Genomic DNA, 24,746 nt, shown 5'->3' on the forward strand with positions numbered 1-24,746 from the left:
TTATTTGATACACAAAAGCGAAAATAAGGATATTCCTATATCATCATGTTATACCGTCAAAATTTGTTGAATTAATCATCCTATTTCCACGGATAATTCTTTGTTTTTAATTTCCCGACAAATTGAATTTCATACAAATCCATAAAACCTTCTGACTATTCGGTAAATGATAATTTAACTTTATATTTACGGTTACTTCTTCCTATGCTCTGTTTAAGTTTTAGCTATGAAATGTGCGCTGAGTTCAACACTTATACTCTCATTTTTTTTACAAAGTGCCTGGGCACAAAACATGCTGTCGTATACCACAGCACAGGCTCATTCGCACAATGATAACCGTCAGCTCAAACCATTTCGTGAAGCCAGCGACCAGCAGTTTGGATCGGTTGAGACGGATTTAATGCTTAAAAACGGTAAGCTTTATTCTGTAAATCATCTTGAAGATACCACGCCGGAAAGAACTTTTGAAAAGATGTATCTGCTGCCGATGATAGCGCAGCTGGAAAAAAATAACGGACAGATTTATTCTCAAAATGATATCACATTTCAGTTTCTTATCGACATAAAAACCAAGGCAGTTGAGACATTGGATATACTGGTGAAGGAATTGGAAAAGCATCCGGAAATTATTGCTCCCGGCAGCAATATCAAAATCGTGGTGAGTGGCAATATTCCTGTACCCGAACTATTTTTTCAATATCCGCAATACATTTCTTTTGACGGCAATCCGGATATTATATATACTCCCCAACAACTGGAACGGGTTGCCTTAATAAGCCAGTCTTTTTCAAAATATACAAGCTGGAATGGCGAAGGGCCTCTACCAAAAAATGACAAAAAACTGATTTCCAGGGTGGTTCAGAAAACACATGGACTTAATAAAAAAATCCGTTTCTGGGATACACCCGACAACATCAATACCTGGAAAACCATGATGGCCCTTCAGGTGGATTTTCTGGATACCGGAAAAGTGATACAAATGGGCGATTATCTGCGCACGGCGCCACGCTGAGAAAAAATAAATCCTGAAAAGCAGACCGATTAGAGAAACAGTCAGTAGTTATCAGATACTAACCTTAACCCACTCCTTACATGTCCACAGAAAAGGTTGTTGCACTTAAAAAAGTATTAAAACCCATCCATCTTTGGGCAATTGCAGTTGGACTTGTTATCTCCGGTGAATATTTTGGGTGGAACTACGGCTGGGGAGTATCAGGAACAATCGGTTTTTTAATAGCAACACTCCTGGTCACGGTCATGTACGTGACGTTCATATTCAGTTTTACAGAACTCACCACATCCATACCCCAGGCAGGCGGCCCATTTTCGTATGCCCACCGTGCTTTTGGATGGTGGGGAGGATTGATTGCCGGTTATGCAACGCTGATAGAATTTCTGATCACGCCACCGGCCATCGCATTCGCTTTGGGCAGCTACACGCATTTTCTCTATCCAAACATTACAGTTCTGGAAACTGCCTTTGCCTGTTATGTGATTTTTATCGCTATCAACATGTTTGGGATCAAAGAATCAGCACTTTTCTCGCTCGTGGTAACCTTACTGGCCGTTGGTGAATTGCTTTTATATGTCGGAATTGTGGCACCCCATTTCTCCTACAAAACGTTCGTGACCGATCCCATGCCTTTTGGCTGGCAGGGCGTTTTTGCCGCACTACCTTTCGCAATCTGGTTTTATCTTGCGATTGAAGGCGTGGCCATGGTTGCGGAAGAAGTTGAAGATCCGAAGAAAACCATTTCAAGAGGTTATATCTATGGTATTTTAACTCTGGTTATTCTCGCGCTGGCCGTGATGATTTTTACCGGTGGCGTGGCAAACTGGAAATTGTTAAGCACCATAGACTATCCGCTCCCTGCCGCATTGGGAATTGTGCTAGGAAGAGATAGCAGCTGGACACAACTTTTCGCAAGTTTAGGTTTATTCGGATTGATCGCGTCCTTTCACGGAACCATCATCGGTTATTCAAGACAAATTTTCGCCCTTGCCAGAAGCGGTTATCTGCCATCTTTTCTTGGCCAGGTCAATTCACGTTTCCAAACGCCGCACTGGGCATTGCTTGTTGGTGGAATAATCGGGTGCGTAGCTTTGAGCCTGGGCACAACGGACCAGGTAATTATCATTGCTGCCCTTGGAGCGGTTGTTATGTATATCATCAGCATGGCTGCATTGTTTGCCTTACGCAAAAAAGAACCAAATCTGGAACGCCCGTTTTTGGTGCCCGCTTATCCTTATTTCCCTGCCGTTGCCCTGATTTTATCCACAGTCTGCCTCGTTGCTATCGTCTATTACAATATTGTTTTAAGTCTCTGGTTCTTTGGCGGATTAGTTGTTGTGGCAGGAATCTTCATTGCTTCCGGAAAACATAAAACTTTGAATTGATTTATATGTAACTTGAAGCAAAAAAGTGCGACTCCGTAGCTCAGCTGGTAGAGCAACAGCCGTGCGACGGACCGCTCTTAATCTGTGGGATTTTGAGTTCAGTTGCTTAATGTGAAAAAGTCCGACTCCGTAGCTCAGCTGGTAGAGCAACAGACTCTTAATCTGTGGGTCCTGAGTTCGAACCTCAGCGGGGTCACCAGCGGTTTAAATCAGAAAAATTAGCTGATTTAAATCGCTTTTTTCATAACTAAATTAGCAAAGGAAACACTAAAATAAATTGAGCTATTTTTAACTCCCTTTCATCCGTTTTTACTATTTTTATATAATTCCTCATAACACTTCAAAAACATCAGCCATGTCAAAACTTCCCTGGACGAAATATTTTTTCAGCATCTGGATTGTTGCCATAGTTGGTTGTCTGATAGCTAAATTCATTACCACCAGTTTGTTTTTATTGGTACCATTTTCTCTTATTTTGTACTGGATTTCGGTACAAGGTTTAGCAAAAATTAAAGGGTACGAATAATTAATTTCTGGAAGGTAACTTACGAAACGCCATTATTTTGTGGAGATTCTTCATAGCCAAAGCGCATAAATCATTTAAATGTTCACTTCAAAAAAGAAACTGCTTGTTCAATTGAAAGCCACTTCCGGCAAGATAAAACAGGAAACTTTTGACTTCAACAGAATTGAGCGTTTTTTTCTTTCAAGTGACAAGAAAGATTGTCACCAGATAATCTCTGATCGTACTTTTAATGATCTTGACATGAGTGAAGTATTCATGTTTCTGGATCGTACAGTTTCAAAAGTTGGACAACAATTGCTATATCACGGACTCAGAACTATTCCACATAATAATAAGCGTGTTGAAAGGTTCGAAAAGATTATTCAGAACCTGAAACAAAATCCGGAGATCCATGATGATATTTTGCTTGAATTATCATCATTAAACAAAAAGGACGCCTATAATATCTCCGCACTTTTCCTCGAAAAACACATCCAAAAACCCAGGTGGTTTTGGATTATTCCGGTGCTCTCATTACTAAGCGTGAGTTCGGTTTTAATATCAATTTTTTATCCGAAGGTTCTTGTTTTCCTGATTCTATTGCTGGCCATTAATTTTGGATTTCATTATTGGAACAAGATTAACATATACCAATACAGCAGTTCGATTCCGCAATTATTACGGTTAAATCAGGCAGCTAAAAAAATAGCAACTTTCAAAGGTTTGAAAGACGAACATCCCGGAATCAGTGAATCGGTCGGAGCTATTAATAGTATAGGAATTCAAATGTCACTTTTCAAACTTGAAGTAAAACTGCAAAGTGAAATTGGCCAGGCGGTAGAATATTTGATTGAACTTATCAAGGCATTGTTTCTGATTGAGCCTCTCATACTTTACAATGTATTGAAAGAACTCGATTCAAAAAGGACACAGATACAACAGGTTTTTGAGTATGTGGGAGAAATTGATGCAGCTATGTCTATAAACTTTCTGCGAAACGATTTACCGTATTTTTGCTTCCCAACCATTGTCACAAATAAAAAACGGATTTCGGCGGAAGAAATCTATCACCCGCTTATCTACGAATTTATATCAAACACGATTGATTTAAATGAAAAATCGGCATTGCTGACAGGGTCCAATATGTCAGGAAAAACAACATTTATCCGAACGATTGGTATCAATACCCTGACTGCACTCACAATGAATACCTGTTTTGCCAGAAGTTTTTCAACCCCTATACTCAAAATACATTCGGCAATCCGGATTTCTGACGATCTCTTAAATGAGAAAAGTTATTATTTTGAAGAAGTACTTGCTATAAAATCTTTGCTGGAAGAAAGCAGCACCGGTTTTGATAATTTGTTTTTACTGGATGAGATGTTTAAAGGAACAAATACTGTTGAAAGAATTGCCTCAGGCAAAGCAGTTTTGACTTATCTGAACAAGGGAAACAACATTGTTTTTGTAGCCACGCACGATCTTGAACTGGCGGAGTTATTGAAGAATTCTTTCGCATTATTCCATTTCACCGAAGTCGTCAGGGATGGTACTATCCTATTTGACTATAAATTAAAGCCGGGAAATTTAAGTAATACGAACGCGATAAGGATTTTGGAAATAAATGGTTATCCCGCCGATATAATAGAAGACGCGACAAAAATAGCCAATAGGATATACAAGAATAAAATTGGCAAAGGTCATTAAATTACCAGCTTTTGATTATTCGAATGTTTACATCCCACAATATAAACCTTATTACGCAATGACTGCCTTAATGAATGCAATCAATAAAAATGATATTTCACTGGTTGAACGGCTAATTCAAAACGGAGCTGATATTGATGAGCTGGATGAAAAGAAGGATTCTCCATTGGTTATTGCAGCCTACAAAGGATATAACCAAATCGTAAAAATTCTACTGGAAAAGGGGGCTGATGTTAGCGCCGTAGATCCGGGCATGAAGGCAACCGCATTACATGCAGCTGCCTATGCAGGGCGGACGGAAGCTGCAAAACTTTTAGTAGATTTTCATATTGATGTTAATAAACAAGGACCATATAATGGCTACACAGCTTTGCATGATGCTATTTGGCAAAACAATATTGAAGTTGTCAAAGTACTGCTGGATGCCGGTGCAGATTTAAATCTTCTATCAAATGATGGCAAATCTGCCCTGGATTTCGCGCAATCCCGGAACAGAAATGAGATCATTACGTTGATTCGCAATAAATCAGGCAAATAAGTTTATCAAAAAATTAGTATTTGAGTAACTTCAATTTTTCAATAACCCGGTTGGCAACAATCTGATATCCCTTATCATTCAGGTGAATGTCATCATTAACAATATCCATTCGCATACCTCTCGGAAAATTCATGTTTGCCAGATCTGTTAAATCCTCGGTAGTGGGCGTGTAAGAAATCGAAGCCATTTCAGCGTCGGTTGGTGGTGTCATTTCTACAAAAAACTCACCATATTTAGCAGCAAGATCGCTATTAACAGATATGGCCTGATCGTAATTTTTCGTTCCTTTGATCTCGCTTGCAGCTGTCAAAACTCCCAGCACAAGATATCTTGCAGGTGCTGTGATGTAAGCAATTGAACTTTCAAGAGAAGAGATAATTTCATCTTCGGCACCGGCAGTTCCAATATTGTTCCGGCCATACCATAAGATCTGTGTTGCCGTTCTTAGCCTTGCCGCGTCTTCAAGCAAAAATTCTGAATTCTCCGGGACTTCAATTACACTTACCGTAGCTGGTGTAACAGTGTACGTTTCACCACTGGCATTCGCAGTTCGTCTTATTGTACATCTAACTCCGGCAACAGTGCCTGTTCTACTGTATTCATCATAATTTGATGGTGTAGATAAAAATAAACTGCTCAGTTTTGTAATCTTCACCGGCTGTATTCCATTCAGCTTATTACCTTCAACCGATATTTTCAAGGGAATGCCACCCTGTCTGACGGCAATCCGCGATGCGATCTGCCCAACAATCCCGTCACTTAAAACAGGTCTATTGTCCAAAGCCGCTGCCACGAAACTACCATAAGGTGCAGTTCCGCCAGCCCCAATTGTCAAACTATCTCCAAAAAAGGCAAGTGTTTTATCCCGATCTTCCTTTTTTGGAAAAATGTCGTCTATTACATTGCAAGACGATAATAGCGTTGTGGCTAGAAAAGCTGCTCCGGAATTACGAAAAAACCTTCTGCGGGATAATAGATATTCGGTATTTGAAATGTGCGTATCGGTCGAGTGCTTTTCGATCATTAGTTAGTTTGGTAATTGGATTGTGCTGATAAACACCAAATAAAATAATCGTTCCAGTACCTTTAACGGCAGATTATTGCTTTAAGTAATAATAAATTGTTGTGTTTTTCTACGATTAGAGAAGTTGTAGCTTTTTGAATGAAATTTAAATTATTATTCAAAACGATGTAACATTCATGTTATCAACCATACCTTTCTGGTTCAAACAACTAATTCTGATAATTGATCGTTTGAACAGTTGCCATTTGTCATACAATTCCTTCTAAACTTTTATAATAGTTATTTATCGCAAGACGAAATGTTAGAAGAACACCAATCAAAACAAAAGGCAAGATATTTAAGACTAAATTAAATGAATACGAAAACCATTATCATAAATGCCGATAACTTCTCAGACCTGAGCGGTTTCTATGAAGAAATGAATAAACTTTTCATGAATGGTATCGACTGGAAAATGGGACATAGCCTGGATGCTCTTAACGATATCCTTTACGGTGGCTTTGGCGTTTACAATCCGGGTGAAGAAGTTATTGTCTTATGGAGCAATTTCCAGAAAAGCAAAAGCGATCTGGGTACCGAAGAAACTATTAGGAATTATCAAATGAAAATAGACAAAGGTTATCCATACAATGTGAACCTTTTTAAGGAAAAGCTGGAAGAACTTAAAAATGGCAACGGCCAGACGCTGTGCGATATTATCATCGAGATCTTCGAGGATCACAAAAATATTGAATTGATATTAAAAGATTAGTTATACTTAAAAAAAGTAACCACCAGGCTGATTTAACACCTGATGATTTTTTTTAAATTGACTATTATCAGCAACTCTTAAACCCCGACAAATTGCATTTGCTGCGCATCATAACGCGTACCTGCTGCTATGCCAACCGGAATAATAGATTCCAACTGCATTTTTTCCTCCACCGTTAAAATTATATTGGCTGCCGCTGCATTTTCCTCAATGTATTTGATGCGTTTTGTTCCAGGTATCGCTACAAAGCCCTGCGAAACAACCCAGGCAATTGCAAGTTGAGAAGGTGTAACGCCCCTCTTTTCTGCTATAAGTTGTATCTGTTTCAAAAGATCGAGGTTTTTATAAAAATTTTCACCTTGATATCTTGGTATAGTTCTCCGGAAATCATTTTCCGGGAAGTCATCCGGGCTTTTGATCTCACCTGTGATAAAACCTCTTCCCAATGGCGAATAAGCCACAAATCCAATTTCAAGTTCTTTAAGTATATCCAAAACTCCATTGGCCTCAGGCTCCCTTTCAAACAAAGAATATTCAGTTTGTACCGCTGTTACCGGATGAATTTTATGCGCTTTTTTTATCGTTTCAGCAGAAACTTCCGACAGTCCGATGTACTTAACCTTACCTGATTTTACAAGTTCAGACATAGCACCCACTGTTTCTTCAATCGGCGTATTCGGATCAAGACGGTGTAAATAATACAGATCGATATAATCCGTTCCCAAATTTTTCAGTGAGCGGTCCACTGCCTTGCGGACGTAGTCAGGCGATCCGTTAAATCCCCACGTCAGCTGCTCGCTGTCATCAATTTCATAACCAAATTTTGTAGCAATCGTAAATTCATCACGACGACCTTTTATTGCTTTTGCAACCAGGCGTTCATTTAATAACGGGCCATACAGATCCGCAGTATCTAGCAGATTTATACCCAGTTCCAGTGCCCGGTGAATGGTCGCGATAGATTCTTTTTCATCCGCTTTTCCATATATATCCCCACCGGCAATGGTGGTCATACCCATACAACCCAAACCCTGGGCAGAAACTTCCAATCCCTGATTACCCAGTTTTATCCTTTTAATTGTGCTCATTTGCTTTCCGTTTTTTATAAATTGACTGATTTATCAGCTGATAACTGATCATTGCTTATGGCATAAATCCAACTATCAGAACGGTAACAAAGGTAGGATTGCAAATTTCATTACGATTAAACAAATCAAAGTGTTTCTTATAGTAATCAACGTAATAAAATCAAAACAGAATGCTGGCGGGAAGTGTATTAAAAACAGACCGATTAACTGTTCCGTATTTCAGAAGGTGTGATACCAGAATGTTTTTTGAAAAAATTATTAAAGTAGGACGCATATTCAAAACCAAGACTAAAAGCAATTTCGGCAATATTCCAGTCTGTATGTTTCAATAAAGACTTTGCCTCTGAAATGATCTTTTCGTTAATATGCGTTGTTGTTGACTTGCCGGTTATTTCACGCACCGCAGCATTTAAATGATTCACATGCACTGTTAATTTATCTGCATAATCACTTGCTTTTTTCAATTGCAAAGGTTGTTGGGGGGAATCGACGGGAAATTGTTTTTCAAGTAAACCAAGAAATAACTTTGCAATTCGAGATGCTGCATTTTGTGGCGCGGGATAAGCTATGGCAGGCTGCATTTTAATAGCTTCGTGAATCAGTAAATTTAACTGGCTGCGAATCAGTTCATATTTAAAATGATATTCACTATCAATTTCTGCCCGCATCCGAATGAATAAACTACTGATATATTTTAACTGTTCGTCATCCAGCAGATAAACAGGATTACCACCGGCTTTAAATAGTGATGATTCCTGAAGGCTCTCCATTCGGCCTCCGTTATGCAAAAACTCATTTGAGAAGACACAAAAATATCCGGCCTCCTCATAGTCTTCATCACCAAGAACTTCCCACGAATAAGGTACAAGCGGATTGGTAAAAACAAGAGCAGGTTTGTTTATTTTAATACCCCGGTTGGCATACAAAAGCTGACTTTCGCCTTTCAGGACAAGTGTGATTTTATAAAAATCACGTCGGTTATAAGAAGTAAGCTTACACTTATTTTCTCCTATTGCAGCTACACGAAATTGTGCAGGCTCTGCATGAAAATGCAGTTTGGCTTTTGTAGTTAGATCCGGATTATCCATCAACGAAGTTAAACAATTCAAAGGAAAAACAACCATCGCGTAAAAATATGTAACGCTGTAATCTCACTATCAGATATAAGCTCAGCCAGCGAAATAATAGTTTAAGTGACCAAAAATTTTAAAACCGTATTATGTATCAGGAGCATTCACCTTGTATGCATATGATGAGAAGAAAAAACGACATTCTTTTAAAAAGCGCTTTTGAAGAGGCATTCCCGGATTTACTGCGTTTCTTTTTTGCAGAGACTGACTCTCTTTTCGATCTGGACCGGGGTTTTGAATTTATGGATAAAGAACTCGCCGAACTTTTCCCTGAACTTGAAAGAAAAGGTGGCAGCCGTTTTGTTGATATGCTGGTAAAGACTTATCTCAAAAATGGATCAGAAGAGTGGATTCTTATTCACCTTGAAATTCAGGGAGAAGGTACCGACAATTTTGCTTTTCGGATGTTTCAATATTGGTATCGAATCTATGATCGATATGAAACGGACATTGTAGCACTCGCAGTCTTCACTGGCGGCAAAAATCAAAAGCGCCCCAGCCATTTTCACAAGAATTTTTTAGGAACAGAAATTCAGTATAAATATAATGCGTATCATATTCTTGATCATTCGGAAAAGCAGTTGTTGAACATGGAAAATCCTTTTGCGCTGATTATACTGGCAGCGCAAAAGGCATTGCTGGCAAACAAAATTCCCGAACAAGAACTTGGTGAGCAAAGACTTACGATTGCCAAGGCATTAATAGAAATTAAAAAATATGACAACGAACAAATCAGGCGTTTTCTATACTTTCTCAAAACCTTCCTACACATTGACAATCAGGAAATAAATATTAAATTTGATAAGGAAATTGATATCCTGACAGAAAACAAACATGCTATGGGAATTATTGAAACTATTAAAATGATCACTCGGGAAGAGGGAATTGAGATAGGAAAAGCGCAAGGAAGAGAGGAAGGAAAGGCCGAAGGAAGAGAAGAAATAAAAACAGAAATGATTAAGTCTCTCTTATTGGATCCAGCCTTTGACGATGAGAAAATTGCCACTCTTTGTAAAGTAGAAGTTTGGCTGGTTAAACAAATGCGCCAGGATCTAGGTCTTTAAACAAACATGCTATGGGAATAATTGAAACTATTAAAATGATCACTCGGGAAGAGGGAATTGAGATAGGAAGAGAGAAAGGAAAAGCGCAAGGAAGAGAGGAAGGAAAAGCTGAAGGAAGAGAAGAAATAATAACAGAAATGATTAAGTCTCTTTTATTGGATCCAGCCTTTGACAATGCAAGAATTGCCACTCTTTGCAAGGTTGACGTTTTCGTAGTTAAAAAAATGCGGAAAGATCTAGATTTATAAATAATATCCCGTTGAATTTTTTTAAACGATTGAACTGATACCCTGAAAAAAATAAGAGAAAAAGATCCCGCATTCCGGAAATAAGTAAATCATAATAATGAAAAAGCAGTCGAACATGTGCTCGACTGCTTTTTCATTAAGTTACTGTACTATACTTTTATCAATATCCGGTATTGTTCGGAAGCAGGTTAGGATTTACATCGGATTCCTGTTTTGGAATCGGAAATAATAAATTCTTTTCCTGGAACGTAGCATTAAATACCGTTTTGTGACCAATGAAATCATCCCAGTTTCCTGTCACGTCATTATGAACTTTACGGGTACGGATCATATCAAACCACATTTTGTTTTCAAAACACAATTCGTAATAACGCTGGGCCCATACTTCGTGCTCAAAATCCGTTTGAGATAAAGCACTGATACTGGAAAGATTAGCACGTTTCCGAATTGCATTGACCAAATCGATTGCCTTACTGTTTGGTTTACCTTCTGCACGGTTTGAAGCCTCTGCATACATCAGATAAACATCAGCCAAACGATACAATGTGTAGTTCAGATCAGATTTTATTGTACTTGTTGCAGCAGTAACATCAAACCATTTATAAATGTAGGTATTTCTGAAAACCACCGGCTGCCCTGTTTTAGCATTTGGATAAGTTGTGAAGAAAAACTGTTTTTCCTCCACACGTTTATCACCAGCCGGAAACGATTTAATAAATTGAGGCGTAGGATAAACCGACCCATACTCATCAGCATATAAAGAAATACCCGAATAATTTGGAATAGTCAGCGGTGTCAACGGATTGGTTGATGGCACACTGGCGGCATACTGTACCTGGAAAATAAACTCACCTGTGTTTTTGTTGACAGGCTGAATCATATCCGTATAATTCGGGAACAAAGTATATCCTCCGTTCGTGATAACAGCCAATGAGCGTTTCGCCGATTCCGCATAATACTGCGCTCCACCATTAATAGCTGCTCCTGCGTAAGTCAGATATACATCCGCCAACATGGATTCAACCGCACCCATGGAAACTTTTCCGGTATTGTCAGACCACGGCAAAGTTGATTTTTCTGCCAATAATAAGTCAGGAATAATGATCTTGTCATAAATATCCTTAGCCGGCGTGCGCGGCAAATTCAGATCAAGATTCTTCGGAACTTCCGTAACGCTTGGTACAGCTCCGTACATTCTTACCAGGTAGAAATAATATAGTGCACGTAACGTATGCGCCTCAGCCAGCATATTCGTCTTTTGTTCTTCCGTAAGTCCCGATGCATTGATCGTCGGAATACTTTGAATGGCAAGGTTACAGGCTCCTATTCCCTGGTACATTTGCTGCCACCATGTATCAATATAGAAGGCAGTATTGTTGTAACTCAGGTTTTGGAAATTAACAAAGCCTGTCTGACCAAGATCACTGTTGGCCTTACCCGTTACAAATTCCATTAAATTCCAGGTATTTCCACCATATGAGGATGGCTGTCCTGCAAGAAATCCCTGCAAGTTGGCATAACCTGCATTGGCATAGGCCCTGGCTACTTTTACGCTGGACACATCCGAGTCAGGCGTTAAAAATCCCGTTGGTTTTTCTTCTAAAAAATCTTTACACGAGCCCAATGATAACATTGAGGCTGCTAATAGGATATGTTTGAACACTTTCATGTCTATTGATTTTCAGGTTAAAAAGTAAGTGTCGCACCAAGGTTCCAGACACGTGGACGAGGAGTTGCAAAAAAGTCCAGGTTTTGAGAAAACGAACTATTTGCTCCATAACCAGAGTTAAACGTATCTACCTCAGGATCATAACCTGTATATTTAGTAATTACAAAAAGGTTTTGCACACTGGCATAAACGCGCAACCGGCTCAGTTTCAGCTTCTGCAACATTGGATCCTGCAACGAGTATCCAAGCATAAAGTTTTGTCCACGAATGAAAGATCCGTTTTCAACCCACCAGGTATCAAAATGTGAATCCTGAGCAAATTTGTAATTACGAACCTGCGATATCATTGTGTTCTGATGCGTTGGCGTCCATGCATCCAAAACCGTTGCAAGGCTGTTTGATAACGTTTGTCTGTCTTCCGTAGAATGTTTGAAAGTTGCAGCTGTGTTCAGTCCTTCCACAAAACGAATATCAAATGAGAAATCCCACGCTTTGTATTTTACCGTACTGCTGAAAGTACCTGTCCATTTTGGAGTAGTGCGACCGATAATGCTGTAATAATTACTTCCATCAGCATTGTAAATATATTTTCTGTCACCAGGTTTCAGGTTGTGAGTAGCAGCAAGATCCGCTTCATCCGTGCCATAAGTTCCCAACCGCGTCATGCCATATAAGGAACCGATCGATTCACCTACACGAAGGATATTGGTTTGTCCCAAAAAGTTTGGACCAGGGAAGATGTCGGCATTGCCGTGGTTCAGCTGTAATATTTTATTTTTGTTTGCTGCAAAAATGAAATTGGTTGTCCACGTAAAATTGTCCGTCTGGATATTTGTCGTATTTAAAGCAACTTCAAAACCAGAGTTTCTTACCGAACCTACGTTTTGATAAACGTTTGAATTGGTTTCACCAGCTGACCACGGAATTGGAGCCTGAAGCAAAAGATCCTTTGTTGTACGGTTATAATAATCAACAACAAGATTAATGTTTTCACGGATTCCCAATTCGACACCTGCGTCAAACTGCAATGATCTCTCCCATTTCAAGTTTGGATTTCCAAGGTAACTTGGCAGCAAAGTAGATTGCTGAGCGCCGCCCAAAACTGTTGTTCCCGGCTGGATTTGTGCAATGGACTGATACTGTCCAATCTCCTGGTTACCGGACATACCATAACTTGCACGAACTTTCAAGTTGGTAATATTCTTGTTGCCTTTAAGAAAACCTTCCTCAGACACACGCCATGCTCCACCCACAGACGGGAAAAATGCAAATTTATTATTTGCCCCAAATTTAGACGAACCATCATAACGGCCTGTTGCTGTGAACAGATATTTTTCGTCAAGGTTATAAGTTACACGGGCAAAATATGAATTCATTGCCCATTTGTAATCACCTGAGGTTGAGGAAGATCTTACAGAACCGGATCCCAAGGTATGCCATGAAAAAACATCATCAATAAAATTCTGTGTTTCTACATAGTTGTTTTCCTGATTAAATTGCTGCCATGAAGCTCCTAATAAGGCTGTAAATCTTTGACGCGCGTTGATTGTCTTGTTGTAAGTCAAATAATTTTCCGACTGCCAGTAGGTTTTTTCATAATTTGTAATGCTCGCTACCCCACCCTGATCCGCAGATAAGTGAGCGAGGTTTTGAGAAGAGAAGAAATTATTCTTCTGAGAACTGATATTATATCCGAAATCCGTTTTGAAATCCAGGTCTTTTGTAATATGGAAAAGGAGATAATTATTTCCAAGGAGCTGGAAAGTATTGTTGATCGTGTAGCGGTTGTTGGCAATGTTAACCGGGTTCGGTCCACCTTCCAGTCCTGCAATATCATTATTTCCTCCCCATGTTCCGTCCGGGTATTTAACAGGAACAATAGGAACTTCTTCCGTAACCATCCGTGGAACGTTCAAGCTACCATTTCCATCAGAAACCATCCGTTGTTTGCTTTTGATACCCGAAAGACTACCACCAACTTTTAGCCATTTGTTAACATCGCTGTCCATGGTAATTCTCGCAGAATAACGATCAAATCCTGATGTTGCCATCAAACCTTTCTGGTTCAGATAACCCAACGATACACTGAACAAGGTCTTTTCGTTTCCACCCTGAAAATTCAGCTGATGATTATGTGAAAAAGCAGGTTTGTATGTCTCTTTTTCCCAGTTGGTATTGTACAAAGGTTTGTCGTTTGCATCAAACAATTTTGGGTAGTTGATGTGGTTCAAAGCCGCTGCCGGTGCCCAGGTCCCGCCCGCCGGATCAAATTTCTGTCCATTTGCAAAGGCTGTATTATAGGTTTGAACAAATTGTTCAGAGTTAAGGGTTTTTACATGACGATATAAATCACTCACGTTTGCGTTTCCGTCGTAAGAAACTTTCGTACCACCTACTCTACCGCGTTTTGTTGTGATCATGATCACACCATTTGCTCCTCTTGCACCATAAATCGCTGTGGATGAAGCATCTTTCAAAACTTCAAGTGAGGCAATGTCATTTGGGTTAATAGAGTTTCCGTCCACACCAATCACACCATCGACTACGTATAGCGGGTCAATATTGGAATTGATTGAACCCAAACCACGCACACGCACTTTTGCCGCAGCACCGGGTGCATTACTGTTCACGCTCACTTCAACCCCGGCAATTTTTCCCTGCAAGGCCTGAGAAACGTTTGGAACCGGTTTATCCATCAATTGCTCTCCTTTAATAGTTGCAACCGATCCTGTTAAATCAGATTTTTTTACAGTTCCGTAACCAATAACAACGACTTCACTAAGTGCTTTTGAATCGGATGTCAATGAAACAGACATACTTGTCTTATTTCCAACCGGCACCTCCTGGCTTACAAAACCCACAAAACTGAAAACAAGAACAGACGATTCACCCGGTACAGATATCGTAAAATTACCATCCGCATCTGTTGATGTTCCGGTGCTCGTTCCCTTTACAACTACATTCACACCCGGGAGGGTAGAATTATTTGCTGCATCTATAACTTTTCCTTTAACAATTTTATCTGCCAAATGCAGACCAAGATTACCGGCATACGAAGTAAAAGTGACAGCCAATAATAAGTTCAGTAAGATTATTTTAAGAATCTTGCCCGACTGAACGACGGGTCTCGGTACACAACTTTTCATACTTATTCGATAGGTTGACGGTTGAATTTATTTCAAAAAATATTTAGGAATTATTTGGGCACAGATGGGGAGCGGATATGTATATTCATGCGGCTGTGTAATTAATTATTGAGTAAATTAAGGTTTTCTATGTATAAATGTTTAAACATAGAATTTGCAAAAGATTGTATGTTAGCTTATTATGTTAAAACGTTTTAGCAGTGTAAATGTTGCCTCGAATATATGCTTGTAATGATTTTTAAACGATATCTATTGCGTAATTGAAGCGCTCCCCGAAGGCATAAGTCCAGCCTATCGCCAGGGTTATAAAACGGGCAATGTCGATAGCGTACGTAAACCTGTCTGCGCGATAATAACCCAGATTATATTCGATAAGTCTGTCGCCCGGATCACAAACGACTCTTTTGCGTAATAAAACCGGATCACCCGTTTTCATGTGCAAAATATCGGCCAGATCTTCATCAGCCAGTGTAGCACTAATCTCCTCTTTTGATACGGCAACCACGGTATGATGATCCTTTTCAAGCATTTCATAAAGCGGTTTTGAAAAGTCTTCATCCCCTGTAAGACCAACTCTTGGATGGAAATAGGATATAAAATTAACTATGGGCCCTATATCCAGACCTCTTAATCTTTCAAGTTTCAGGATTTTGGTATCCGTACTGATCCCGAATAATTCTGCAACTGATTGATCCACATTAACCCAGTCCACTTTGAGGTCATACGTTTTAAAGGCGACTCCTTTTTCATGCATTTCAAGTGTAAAACTCGACCATTTATTTAATTTGGTTGTTATGTTACTTTTAGAAACCTTCGTTCCAACCCCCTTTTTTCTTGTCAGAAGTTGCTCATAAACCAATTTATTAAGCGCCTGCCTGACAGTATTTCTTGAAATTCCCAATCGCTTGGCAATGTCAACTTCGTTCGGGAAAAGTTTTCCGTTTTGGTATTCAGGATCACCAATCAGCCCTCTCAAAATTTCCTCTACCTGTACATGTAAAGGAAGAGCGCTGTCATGGTCTATACTGAATATTTCCATTTCCCTCTTGCTATGTTTATACATACGAACAATCAAATTTTGTACTTATTATTTTAACAGAAAAATATTGCTACTACTATTTTGAGATTTTTTGTAAAATTTAATCTACATAAATTTGTCTTTTTTTGTTTGATCTTAAAACATCTGCATTGTAAAAATAGGTTGGCTCTGAATTAATCCCGGAAATGTACCAGAAAATAGGCCTGAACCAGCAATAAGATGAATTTTTATTAAAAATCTACAAAAGGACACATTTTAGATTTACCTGGCTTTCAGGGACTGAATAGCCCTCAAAAGGATCCAGAAATTCAAAATAGGGATTAAAACGACATTAAAAAAAGTTCGTTAAATTTTAATATAATTAAAAATGAAAATTATTACATTTGTAAACCCATATGTTCATACATACCAACATGAAATGACCATTTGTTCAGATGTAAAAAATATAGTTAGCTATTGAATATTTTTGTTGGGCCTGCTAAAAAGTATTAATTCCCATTATAAAAACAAATTCTTGTTGAACCAGATAATGATCGCTTCCATTGAAAAACTGTAATTGTTTATTGCTGCTATTCTCCTTATTCTGTTTTCAATCTTTTGCCCAACAAAAGACAATCTGGAAAATAGGAGAAAATGACAATGCCTCCACAGGTATGGCACTCGCTCCCAATCAATTTAAACGTTTTGTGGAAAATGATTTCGGCTATGAGGATCGTTTTTTTCTGATTGGACATTCGGATACTAGAAAAGATTGGCCATATATTCTTCCCGGTCCCGTCAATAGCTGGGGAGGGACTCGAAATACGGCTGGAATTCGTTCGCACTTTTTGACTGTTTTCTTTGAAATAAAAGATAAACCTGCGCCTGGAAAATGGCAGTTGGTCATAGATATACTCGATACTGATTCTCTGCATGCTCCTTATTTCAAAGTACTGGTCAACGGAAAATCCTGGGAGTTTCAATTGAATAAAGGATCTGGTTTCAAGGATCCAGATCACTTCACTGCAAATCCAAAGGAACAGTTAGTTAAAATTAATATTCCTTCGGATTTGATAAAAACGGGTGCAAACGAGATCGTGATGACTTCTCTGGAAGGCGGCTGGCTGGCTTTTGACCAGATAAAACTGGATGGACCGAATTTAACAAAACTGACTCTTCCAGGCGATATCCTTATCCGCAACATCAAAACAGCAGATTATGAAATAAACAAAAATGGAAAATTATTCCAGCCGCTATTGATCGACTTGTCTCATATCAAAGGAACACCCCGGATGCTGGTAAAGCTGGACGGACAAACGATCCTCAATCAGATTATAGAGCAGGACCGTTATATTGAAGCACCCATGCCGTCTGTAACCGAAAAGAAATCGAGCCGGTACCAGATTCTGGTAAACAACATTCTGGTAAGACAAGGTACTGTCGAAAGGGCGAAAATGAAACTGAAAACGCCGGCTGGTTATGTTAATACCATGATGGGTGCCGGACATTCGCGGTGGATGATTGCACCGGGGCCGTGGATGCCTTTTGGTATGGTAAAACTCAGTCCTGACAACCAGAATAGTGGCTGGCAGGCTGGCTATGATCCCACTTTTGAATCCATCGGAACATTCAGCCACATTCACGAATGGACCATGACAGGCCTGGGAACATTCCCTGCCAGCGGACCTTTACAAATAAATATGGGTGACCAAAGTCATCCGGACGATGGTTACAGATCCAGAATCGACAAAAGTTCAGAACAGGCACCACTGGGTTATTACAAAGTCAACCTGACAGATAACAACATCACAGCCGAATTGACTTCCACTACCCGCGCTTCATTTCAACGTTATACTTACCATCAGAGTGATATGGGCCGCGTCATGGTAGATTTTCAAATTCCTACCGAATACGGCTACAAGATTAAAAATATAAAAATTGATAAGATAAATGACCATAGCATTGAAGGATACAGCGACCAGCTCTCCCGGAACGTCTGGTCTGGTGGTGTTGACCAGCAATACAAAGTTCACTTTGTGATTGAATTTGATCAACCTATAAAAAATTATGGTGTCTGGTTGAATGATGAGGTTAAGGAAAACTCAAATCTGCTGGCCGACAGCGCCAAAACTGCCGGTATTTATCTTGAATTTGATACGAAAAATAATAAAGTCGTTCAGCTCAGATCCGGAATTTCTTATGTCAGCGTAGAAAATGCAGCACTCAATCTGAAAACTGAAATTTCGGATCCGTTCAACTGGAATTTTGATCAGGTCAGGAATAATCAGGAAAAAGTATGGAATGATCTACTGGGACGCGTCGACATTACAAGCAATGATCAGCGTGAAAAAGAAAGGTTTTACACCAATATGTACCGTTCACTGGCAAGCAGAAATACGTTCAGCGATGTGGACGGAAGCTGGCGGGATGCGGATGAAAAAGTAAATAAATTTAAAAACAAAGACGATATCGCATTGGGTTGTGATGCGTTCTGGAACACATTCTGGAACCTGAACCAGTTCTGGAATCTGGTAACGCCGGAGTGGTCCAACCGCTGGGTTAAATCACAACTGGCCATGTACGACAGCGGTGGATGGCTGGCAAAAGGCCCCGCCGGGATGGAATATATTCCGGTGATGGTGGCGGAACATGAAATTCCATTGATCGTCGGTGCTTACCAAATGGGAATCCGCAGTTATGATGTGAATAAAGCCTACGAGGCAGTACATAAAATGCAGACTACCCCAGCGGCAAACGTTGGCGGCGGGCGAGCTGGAAATGAAGATCTGGTTACTTATCTGAAACACCGATATGTACCATACGACGAAGGCCGCTTTTCAAATTCTCTGGAATACAGTTTCGATGATTATACCGTTTCCCAATTTGCAAAAGCATTAGGCAAAAATGAAGATTATCAATTATTTAAAGACCGTGGAAACTGGTGGAAGAATGTGATTGATCCAAAAACCGGTTTTGCCAGGATGAAAGATGCAAAGGGAAATTGGCTCGCCGATTTTGATCCGTTTAAATCCGGCGCAAACCATCATTATGTGGAAGGAAACGCATGGCAGTTAACCTTTTTCGTACCACAGGATGTTACAGGATTAGCGAAAACAATTGGAGAAGCCGAATTTGTAAAAAGGCTCGATTGGGGTTTCAATGAAAGTGTGAAATGGAGATACAACGGCCCGAATGATCAATACTGGGACTATCCGGTTGTGCAGGGAAACCAGCAATCCATGCATTTTGCATTTTTGTTCAACTGGGTAAAGAAACCTTGGCTGACCCAGAAATGGAGCCGCTCTATAGTCGACAGATATTATGGCCATGAAGTCTCCAACGCCTATCTGGGTGATGAAGATCAGGGGCAAATGAGCGCCTGGTTTGTCATGAATGCCCTTGGACTTTTCCAAACGGACGGCGGCACAAGGGTAAATCCTATCTACGAGATCGGGAGCCCGTTGTTTGAAAAAGCAGTGATTGATTTAGGTGAAAAATTTGGCAGAGGAAAAACCTTTACCATTGAAGCCCGAAACACTTCCCGCAAAAACATTTACATACAAAAAGCCACCCTGAACGGAAAAACCCTGAACAATTTCTGGTTCAATGCGTCCGACCTGTTAAAAGGCGGCTCGCTAATTCTGGAAATGGGACCAAAGCCAAACACAAACTGGGGTACCGCCACCCTCCCTCCAACCGAATAAAAACACTTAGTGCACTTCGCCCTAACTTTATACTTTGCGTGAAACCTGAATACCAAATCATGAACGAAATGGAAGCAAAAACTGTACTGGCCATCGACCTGGGAGGAACGAAGATAAAAATGGGACTTGTCAGAGGTGCTGAGATACTTTCTTCAACCCAGATCAATTCGCAGGCGGGGAATGGTTTGCAGGAACGTTTACCGGAAATTGAAAATTGCTTAAACCAGCTTTTGGATAAAACTTCGGTTTCTATCAGGGATATCGCCGGTCTCGGTATGGCCATACCTGGAATTATTGATTCTGTTGATAAAAAAATTTTAACGATCAATGATAAATACAACGACGCACCATCCATTGATTTGACTGAATGGGCAAGAAATACCTGGAACATTCCGCTGTTTCTCGAAAATGATACCAGAGCTGCATTGTTAGGAGAATGGAAATTTGGCAATGGAAAGGGTTATGACAACATCGTGCTGATGAACCTTGGAACCGGCATTGGGACTTCCGCTGTAATTGAAGGAAAAATTCTGCGGGGAAAACATTTTCAGGCCGGAATACTGGGCGGTCATTTTATGGTCAATATCAAAGGCGACCGCTGTAACTGCGGAAATTATGGCTGTGCAGAAACGGAAGCGTCTACCTGGAATCTTCAAAAAATTGTCAGAAATCATCCCGGATTTTCAGACAGTTTACTTTTTAAACAACCGCACCTGGATTTCAAAACCATTTTCCAGTTTGCCGCAGCCGAAGATCCGCTTGCAACACTTGTCTGTAATGAATGTCTGGAAATATGGAGTGCCTGTGCGCTAAACCTTATCCACGCCTACGATCCTGAGATACTAATTCTGGGTGGTGGAATTATGGGAAGCAAAGAAATTATTCTGCCTTATATCCAGGAAAAAGTAAATCAGAATGCCTGGGCTGTTTGGGGAAAGGTAAAAGTAACAGAAGCATCATTAATCAATACGGCTGCACTTTTAGGAGTTGGCAGCCTGGTTATTTAACCCCAAAACCATCATTTTGAAAAAGTCAAATTTCAACAAATTCCCGCAGGTGAAAATTACCGGACACCAGGCCATTACCGGCTGGGAAGAATTATCGAAAACTATTCAGGAAAAAATAAAATCCTTAAATGTTAAAAAAACAGTTGTGGTCCTGGATACTTATCACGGTGTTTATCTTGATGAAATTTTAGCCGGACTGGCAATCAGAAAAACAAAAGCAACCGTTTTTGAAGTTTCAAAAGCATATCTGGATACTGAAAAACTGGAAGAATTGCTATATCCATTTGTTACCGATGATCCCGTCTTTGGATTTGTAACCACACTCGATCTGTCCGCCTTTTTTGATACTGAAAAAGTGGCAGCGATGCAAAAAGATATTCAGGAGATGCAGGAAGGAACCATTCTGGTCGCCGGAACTGGCGCTGCGCTTGTAGTTCCTGATGCTGATATTTTGATTTATGCAGATATGCCGAGATGGGAAATTCAGCTTCGTTTCAGAAAAAATAAAATTAATAATCTCGGAGCAGATAATGCCGATGAAGCCTTTTCGTATCAATATAAAAGAGCCTTTTTCGTCGACTGGAAAATTTGTGATCATCATAAAAAAACGTTGATGAATCATTGGGATTTTGTAATCGATACAACCATTGAAAATCATCCCAAAATGGTAACCGGAGCGGCCATGACTAATGCACTTGCAAAAACCATTGAACAGCCCTTTCGTGTTGTCCCTTTTTTTGATCCGGGCCCTTGGGGCGGACAGTGGCTGAAGGAAGTTGTAGATCTGGACCGGACGGCGCAAAATTATGCCTGGGGATTTGATTGTGTCCCCGAAGAAAACAGTCTTGTTTTTGATTTTGAGGGTGTGCATTTTGAGATCCCCTCTATCAATCTCATATTTACACATCCGGCACGTCTGCTTGGTAAAGAAGTTTACGATGCCTTTGGCGCAGAATTCCCAATCCGTTTTGATTTTCTGGATACCATGGAAGGTGGTAATCTGAGTTTGCAGGTTCATCCGATGCATCAGTATATCAAAGAAAAGTTCGGTATGGGATATACGCAGAACGAAAGTTACTATTTCCTTGACGCTAAGGACGATGGTTTTGTGTATTTAGGGCTGAAGGAAAATATCAATCCTGAACAAACGCTCGGAGAACTTAAAACTGCTCAGGAAGGTGAAGCAGATTTTGATGCAGATAAATTTGTCCAGAAATGGCCGGTAAAAAAACATGACCATATCCTGATTCCGGCCGGAACCGTTCATTGTTCGGGCGCAGACACGGTTGTTCTCGAAATCAGTGCAACGCCTTTTATTTTCACTTTCAAATTATGGGATTGGGGACGCATGGGGCTGGATGGAAAACCCCGCCCTATTTCCCTGGAACATGGAAAAAATAATATCCAGTGGAACAGAACTACGGAATGGGCTAAAAAACATCTGATCAACCAGGTTGAAAATATAGCTTCCGGCAATGGCTGGCGTGAAGAAAGAACGGGACTTGATGCTGAATCTTTTATTGAAACAAGAAGACATTGGTTTACGAAAAAAGTGGAGCATAATACAGAAGGAATTGTAAACGTGCTTAACCTGATTTCCGGCAGAGAAGTTATTGTTGAAAGTCCGTCTGATGCTTTTGAGCCATTTATTATTCATTACGCTGAAACATTTATCGTCCCTGCCAGCGTGGGCGCATATACCATTACACCGCATGGCGAAAGTGCCGGACATGAATGTGCAACGATCAAAGCGAGCATCCGGACCAATAATCTCAAAGAAGATTACAAAATCAACTAATCATGGAAGATCAGGGCAGCGTATTTTTTCTATATAAAATCACCCTGGTGGCAGCTGTGGGCGGTCTGTTGTTTGGTTACGATACGGCGGTCATTGCAGGCGCAATCGGATTTTTGCAGATTAAGTTTGATCTGTCACCATCCATGGTCGGCTGGGTTGCTTCCTGTGCACTGATCGGCTGCATTTTTGGTGCCTTATTTGCCGGTGGGCTCAGCGACTGGTTGGGAAGAAAAAAGATCCTGATTCTCTCCGCTCTTCTATTTGGCATATCTTCCCTCGGCATTGCGATTCCATCCGATCTAAACTGGTTTGTTTTTTTTCGGATTGTTGGCGGTTTGGGTATCGGAATCGCTTCCATGCTTGCGCCTATGTATATCACAGAAATTGCTCCGGCTGAAAAACGTGGCAGACTGGTATCCATTAACCAGCTCGGGATCGTAACCGGAATTTTGCTGATCTATTTTGTAAATGCGTCAATCGCCGGACTTTATGATGAAAGCTGGAATGTTGAAACCGGCTGGCGATGGATGTTCGGTTCCGGAATTTTCCCTTCTGTGATATTTCTTATTTTACTCTTTTTTGTACCTGAAAGTCCACGATGGCTGGCTAAAAAAGGCCGGAATGTGAAAGCTCTTTTAATCCTGACAAAAATAAACGGACCGGAGAAAGCCGGATTTGAACTTGTGGAAATCAACCAAAATTTAAATACAGAATCGGTTTCGTTCTCCGAAATTTTTAAACCAGGAATCAGAAAAGCGTTGGTTGCCGGAATTATCCTGGCTATGTTTTCTCAAATCACGGGGATTAATGCTATCATGTATTATGCGCCGGAAATTTTCAAATCCACCGGCGACGGCTCTGATTCGGCCCTGCTTCAAACAATCCTGGTTGGTATCGTTAATTTCCTGTTTACTATCGTTGCAATAAAATACGTTGATAAAGTGGGAAGAAAGAATTTATTGCTGGCGGGCTCTGCCGGAATGACGGTTTGCCTGGCATTGATCGGCGGCGCATTTTATCTGGAATTAGCTAAGGGTTATCTCGTGTTGATCTCGATTTTGGCATACATTTCCTTTTTTGCACTATCACTTGGGCCGCTGACTTTTGTTGTGATAGCAGAAATATTCCCAAACCGGACACGTGGGCGCGCCATGTCCATCTGCGTTTTTGCTCTTTGGATATTTGTATTTATCGTTTCCCAATGTTTTCCCATACTGCTTCAATCGATAGGAAATGCGTTTACTTTCTGGATTTTTATGCTGATGTCTGCCGGTGCCTTTGTCTTCGTCTGGAAATTTATTCCGGAAACAAAAGAGAAAGCGCTGGAAGAAATGGAGAAACTCTGGCTTTAAAATTTCATCCGGTGCGGTTTCTGAACTGCACCGGATGAAATTGATAACTTACTGCTCAGCTAATTCTTTAATTTTCTCCATAGCCTTATCCCAGGCCGACGACATCATCTCGAAATATTCCTGAGCTATATCAAGTTCCACTTCAAGATAGGTCCCCCCATCGACTTCTGATATTTTATAAGTTTCACGACCGCCTTTCATCTGGTTTGCCATTTCGCTTTCATAATCCTCTACACCGCCTTCCAGTACTCCTTTATATTCAATGGAAAGTAACTGATTGGGTTGATTTGCAACGATTTCTCCTATCAAACCACTTTCATTGTTATCCTTAAAAAGCGCTTTGCTACCTAATTGCCAATCGGTTACCGCGTAACAGCCGACTGCAAATTCGTTATACCAAATCCGGATATATGGATCTGTAAACAATACGTCCCAGACTTTTTCTTTGGGCGCTTTAATCAATATTGATTTTTGGATTAATGATTTTGTAGTTTCCATAGGTTTTGAATTTACTCAGTGAAATTGATTTACTAAATTCATTGATATCACAAACTTAACATCTTATCAAAAAATACAGGTGGTGTAATCAAGACTATATCA

General features: G+C 40.2%; 18 protein-coding genes and 1 tRNA gene. 12 read left to right on the forward strand and 7 right to left on the reverse strand.

The window, feature by feature from the left end:
• Positions 1-292 precede the first annotated feature (292 nt).
• From LXL81_RS19460 to LXL81_RS19480, 5 genes are all read left to right on the forward strand, one after another.
• Positions 293-1,012, forward strand: coding sequence for an alkaline phosphatase (locus LXL81_RS19460; protein ID WP_234648432.1), 720 nt, complete (start codon positions 293-295; stop codon positions 1,010-1,012).
• 80 nt (positions 1,013-1,092) lie between these two features.
• Complete coding sequence (eat, locus tag LXL81_RS19465) at positions 1,093-2,397, forward strand: ethanolamine permease (protein WP_234648433.1); 1,305 nt, start codon at positions 1,093-1,095, stop codon at positions 2,395-2,397.
• A 123-nt stretch (positions 2,398-2,520) separates the two neighbouring features.
• Positions 2,521-2,596: transfer RNA gene (locus tag LXL81_RS19470), tRNA-Lys, on the forward strand.
• Between the two features lie 405 nt (positions 2,597-3,001).
• A complete protein-coding gene (locus LXL81_RS19475) occupies positions 3,002-4,609 on the forward strand; it encodes a MutS-related protein (protein ID WP_234648434.1) in 1,608 nt (535 codons plus the stop codon).
• Positions 4,610-4,667: 58 nt separating this feature from the next.
• Positions 4,668-5,147: an ankyrin repeat domain-containing protein gene (locus LXL81_RS19480; RefSeq protein WP_234648435.1), complete on the forward strand. Its 480-nt coding sequence runs from the start codon at positions 4,668-4,670 to the stop codon at positions 5,145-5,147.
• Positions 5,148-5,160: 13 nt separating this feature from the next.
• Here LXL81_RS19480 and LXL81_RS19485 read toward each other — a convergent pair whose 3' ends face one another.
• Positions 5,161-6,171: an SGNH/GDSL hydrolase family protein gene (locus LXL81_RS19485; RefSeq protein WP_234648436.1), complete on the reverse strand. Its 1,011-nt coding sequence runs from the start codon at positions 6,169-6,171 to the stop codon at positions 5,161-5,163.
• A gap of 352 nt (positions 6,172-6,523) precedes the next feature.
• On the opposite strand from LXL81_RS19485, the gene LXL81_RS19490 reads away from it, so the two are divergent.
• Entirely contained in the window at positions 6,524-6,922 is a 399-nt protein-coding gene (locus LXL81_RS19490) for a hypothetical protein (protein WP_234648437.1), read from the forward strand.
• 77 nt (positions 6,923-6,999) lie between these two features.
• On the opposite strand, the gene LXL81_RS19495 is transcribed toward LXL81_RS19490, so the two are convergent.
• Together LXL81_RS19495 and LXL81_RS19500 are read right to left on the reverse strand one after the other, a co-directional pair.
• Positions 7,000-8,010: an aldo/keto reductase gene (locus LXL81_RS19495; protein WP_234648438.1), complete on the reverse strand. Its 1,011-nt coding sequence runs from the start codon at positions 8,008-8,010 to the stop codon at positions 7,000-7,002.
• Positions 8,011-8,213: 203 nt separating this feature from the next.
• Positions 8,214-9,098 (reverse strand): AraC family transcriptional regulator, encoded by an 885-nt coding sequence (locus LXL81_RS19500; RefSeq protein WP_234648439.1) that lies wholly within the window; start codon positions 9,096-9,098, stop codon positions 8,214-8,216.
• A gap of 161 nt (positions 9,099-9,259) precedes the next feature.
• Here LXL81_RS19500 and LXL81_RS19505 point away from each other — a divergent pair, with 161 nt between their 5' ends.
• Complete coding sequence (locus tag LXL81_RS19505) at positions 9,260-10,204, forward strand: hypothetical protein (protein WP_234648440.1); 945 nt, start codon at positions 9,260-9,262, stop codon at positions 10,202-10,204.
• 11 nt (positions 10,205-10,215) lie between these two features.
• Positions 10,216-10,452, forward strand: coding sequence for a hypothetical protein (locus LXL81_RS19510; RefSeq protein WP_234648441.1), 237 nt, complete (start codon positions 10,216-10,218; stop codon positions 10,450-10,452).
• Positions 10,453-10,612: 160 nt separating this feature from the next.
• Here the strand turns inward: LXL81_RS19510 and LXL81_RS19515 are convergent, their stop codons facing one another.
• The 3 genes from LXL81_RS19515 to LXL81_RS19525 all read right to left on the reverse strand — a co-directional run bounded on the left by LXL81_RS19515 (position 10,613) and on the right by LXL81_RS19525 (position 16,306).
• Positions 10,613-12,121, reverse strand: coding sequence for a RagB/SusD family nutrient uptake outer membrane protein (locus LXL81_RS19515; protein WP_234648442.1), 1,509 nt, complete (start codon positions 12,119-12,121; stop codon positions 10,613-10,615).
• Between the two features lie 17 nt (positions 12,122-12,138).
• Positions 12,139-15,267, reverse strand: coding sequence for a TonB-dependent receptor (locus LXL81_RS19520; protein WP_234648443.1), 3,129 nt, complete (start codon positions 15,265-15,267; stop codon positions 12,139-12,141).
• Between the two features lie 238 nt (positions 15,268-15,505).
• Entirely contained in the window at positions 15,506-16,306 is an 801-nt protein-coding gene (locus tag LXL81_RS19525) for a GntR family transcriptional regulator (RefSeq protein WP_234648444.1), read from the reverse strand.
• Positions 16,307-16,869: 563 nt separating this feature from the next.
• Here LXL81_RS19525 and LXL81_RS19530 point away from each other — a divergent pair.
• The 4 genes from LXL81_RS19530 to LXL81_RS19545 all read left to right on the forward strand — a co-directional run bounded on the left by LXL81_RS19530 (position 16,870) and on the right by LXL81_RS19545 (position 24,146).
• The gene (locus LXL81_RS19530; protein ID WP_234648445.1) at positions 16,870-19,989 is read left to right on the forward strand and encodes a GH92 family glycosyl hydrolase; all 3,120 of its coding nucleotides are present in this window, start codon (positions 16,870-16,872) and stop codon (positions 19,987-19,989) included.
• A gap of 68 nt (positions 19,990-20,057) precedes the next feature.
• Positions 20,058-20,996, forward strand: coding sequence for an ROK family protein (locus LXL81_RS19535; protein WP_234648446.1), 939 nt, complete (start codon positions 20,058-20,060; stop codon positions 20,994-20,996).
• Between the two features lie 16 nt (positions 20,997-21,012).
• Positions 21,013-22,794 (forward strand): class I mannose-6-phosphate isomerase, encoded by a 1,782-nt coding sequence (locus LXL81_RS19540; RefSeq protein ID WP_234648447.1) that lies wholly within the window; start codon positions 21,013-21,015, stop codon positions 22,792-22,794.
• Positions 22,795-22,796: 2 nt separating this feature from the next.
• On the forward strand, positions 22,797-24,146 hold the full coding sequence (locus LXL81_RS19545) for a sugar porter family MFS transporter (protein WP_234648448.1): 1,350 nt from the start codon (positions 22,797-22,799) through the stop codon (positions 24,144-24,146).
• Positions 24,147-24,194: 48 nt separating this feature from the next.
• On the opposite strand, the gene LXL81_RS19550 is transcribed toward LXL81_RS19545, so the two are convergent.
• Positions 24,195-24,644, reverse strand: coding sequence for an SRPBCC domain-containing protein (locus tag LXL81_RS19550; protein WP_234648449.1), 450 nt, complete (start codon positions 24,642-24,644; stop codon positions 24,195-24,197).
• Positions 24,645-24,746 lie beyond the last annotated feature (102 nt).

It is taken from the genome of Dyadobacter sp. CY356, assembly GCF_021440195.1.
Taxonomy (GTDB): domain Bacteria; phylum Bacteroidota; class Bacteroidia; order Cytophagales; family Spirosomataceae; genus Dyadobacter.

Coding starts and splice junctions, on each gene's coding strand:
- LXL81_RS19495 (WP_234648438.1), bottom strand. CDS start 8,010: ATGAGCACAATTAAAAGGATAAAACTGGGTAATCAGGGATTGGAAGTT.
- LXL81_RS19475 (WP_234648434.1), top strand. CDS start 3,002: ATGTTCACTTCAAAAAAGAAACTGCTTGTTCAATTGAAAGCCACTTCC.
- LXL81_RS19545 (WP_234648448.1), top strand. CDS start 22,797: ATGGAAGATCAGGGCAGCGTATTTTTTCTATATAAAATCACCCTGGTG.
- LXL81_RS19485 (WP_234648436.1), bottom strand. CDS start 6,171: ATGATCGAAAAGCACTCGACCGATACGCACATTTCAAATACCGAATAT.
- LXL81_RS19460 (WP_234648432.1), top strand. CDS start 293: ATGCTGTCGTATACCACAGCACAGGCTCATTCGCACAATGATAACCGT.
- LXL81_RS19490 (WP_234648437.1), top strand. CDS start 6,524: ATGAATACGAAAACCATTATCATAAATGCCGATAACTTCTCAGACCTG.
- eat (WP_234648433.1), top strand. CDS start 1,093: ATGTCCACAGAAAAGGTTGTTGCACTTAAAAAAGTATTAAAACCCATC.
- LXL81_RS19520 (WP_234648443.1), bottom strand. CDS start 15,267: ATGAAAAGTTGTGTACCGAGACCCGTCGTTCAGTCGGGCAAGATTCTT.
- LXL81_RS19505 (WP_234648440.1), top strand. CDS start 9,260: ATGATGAGAAGAAAAAACGACATTCTTTTAAAAAGCGCTTTTGAAGAG.
- LXL81_RS19525 (WP_234648444.1), bottom strand. CDS start 16,306: ATGGAAATATTCAGTATAGACCATGACAGCGCTCTTCCTTTACATGTA.
- LXL81_RS19510 (WP_234648441.1), top strand. CDS start 10,216: ATGGGAATAATTGAAACTATTAAAATGATCACTCGGGAAGAGGGAATT.
- LXL81_RS19515 (WP_234648442.1), bottom strand. CDS start 12,121: ATGAAAGTGTTCAAACATATCCTATTAGCAGCCTCAATGTTATCATTG.
- LXL81_RS19550 (WP_234648449.1), bottom strand. CDS start 24,644: ATGGAAACTACAAAATCATTAATCCAAAAATCAATATTGATTAAAGCG.
- LXL81_RS19535 (WP_234648446.1), top strand. CDS start 20,058: ATGGAAGCAAAAACTGTACTGGCCATCGACCTGGGAGGAACGAAGATA.
- LXL81_RS19480 (WP_234648435.1), top strand. CDS start 4,668: ATGACTGCCTTAATGAATGCAATCAATAAAAATGATATTTCACTGGTT.
- LXL81_RS19500 (WP_234648439.1), bottom strand. CDS start 9,098: ATGGATAATCCGGATCTAACTACAAAAGCCAAACTGCATTTTCATGCA.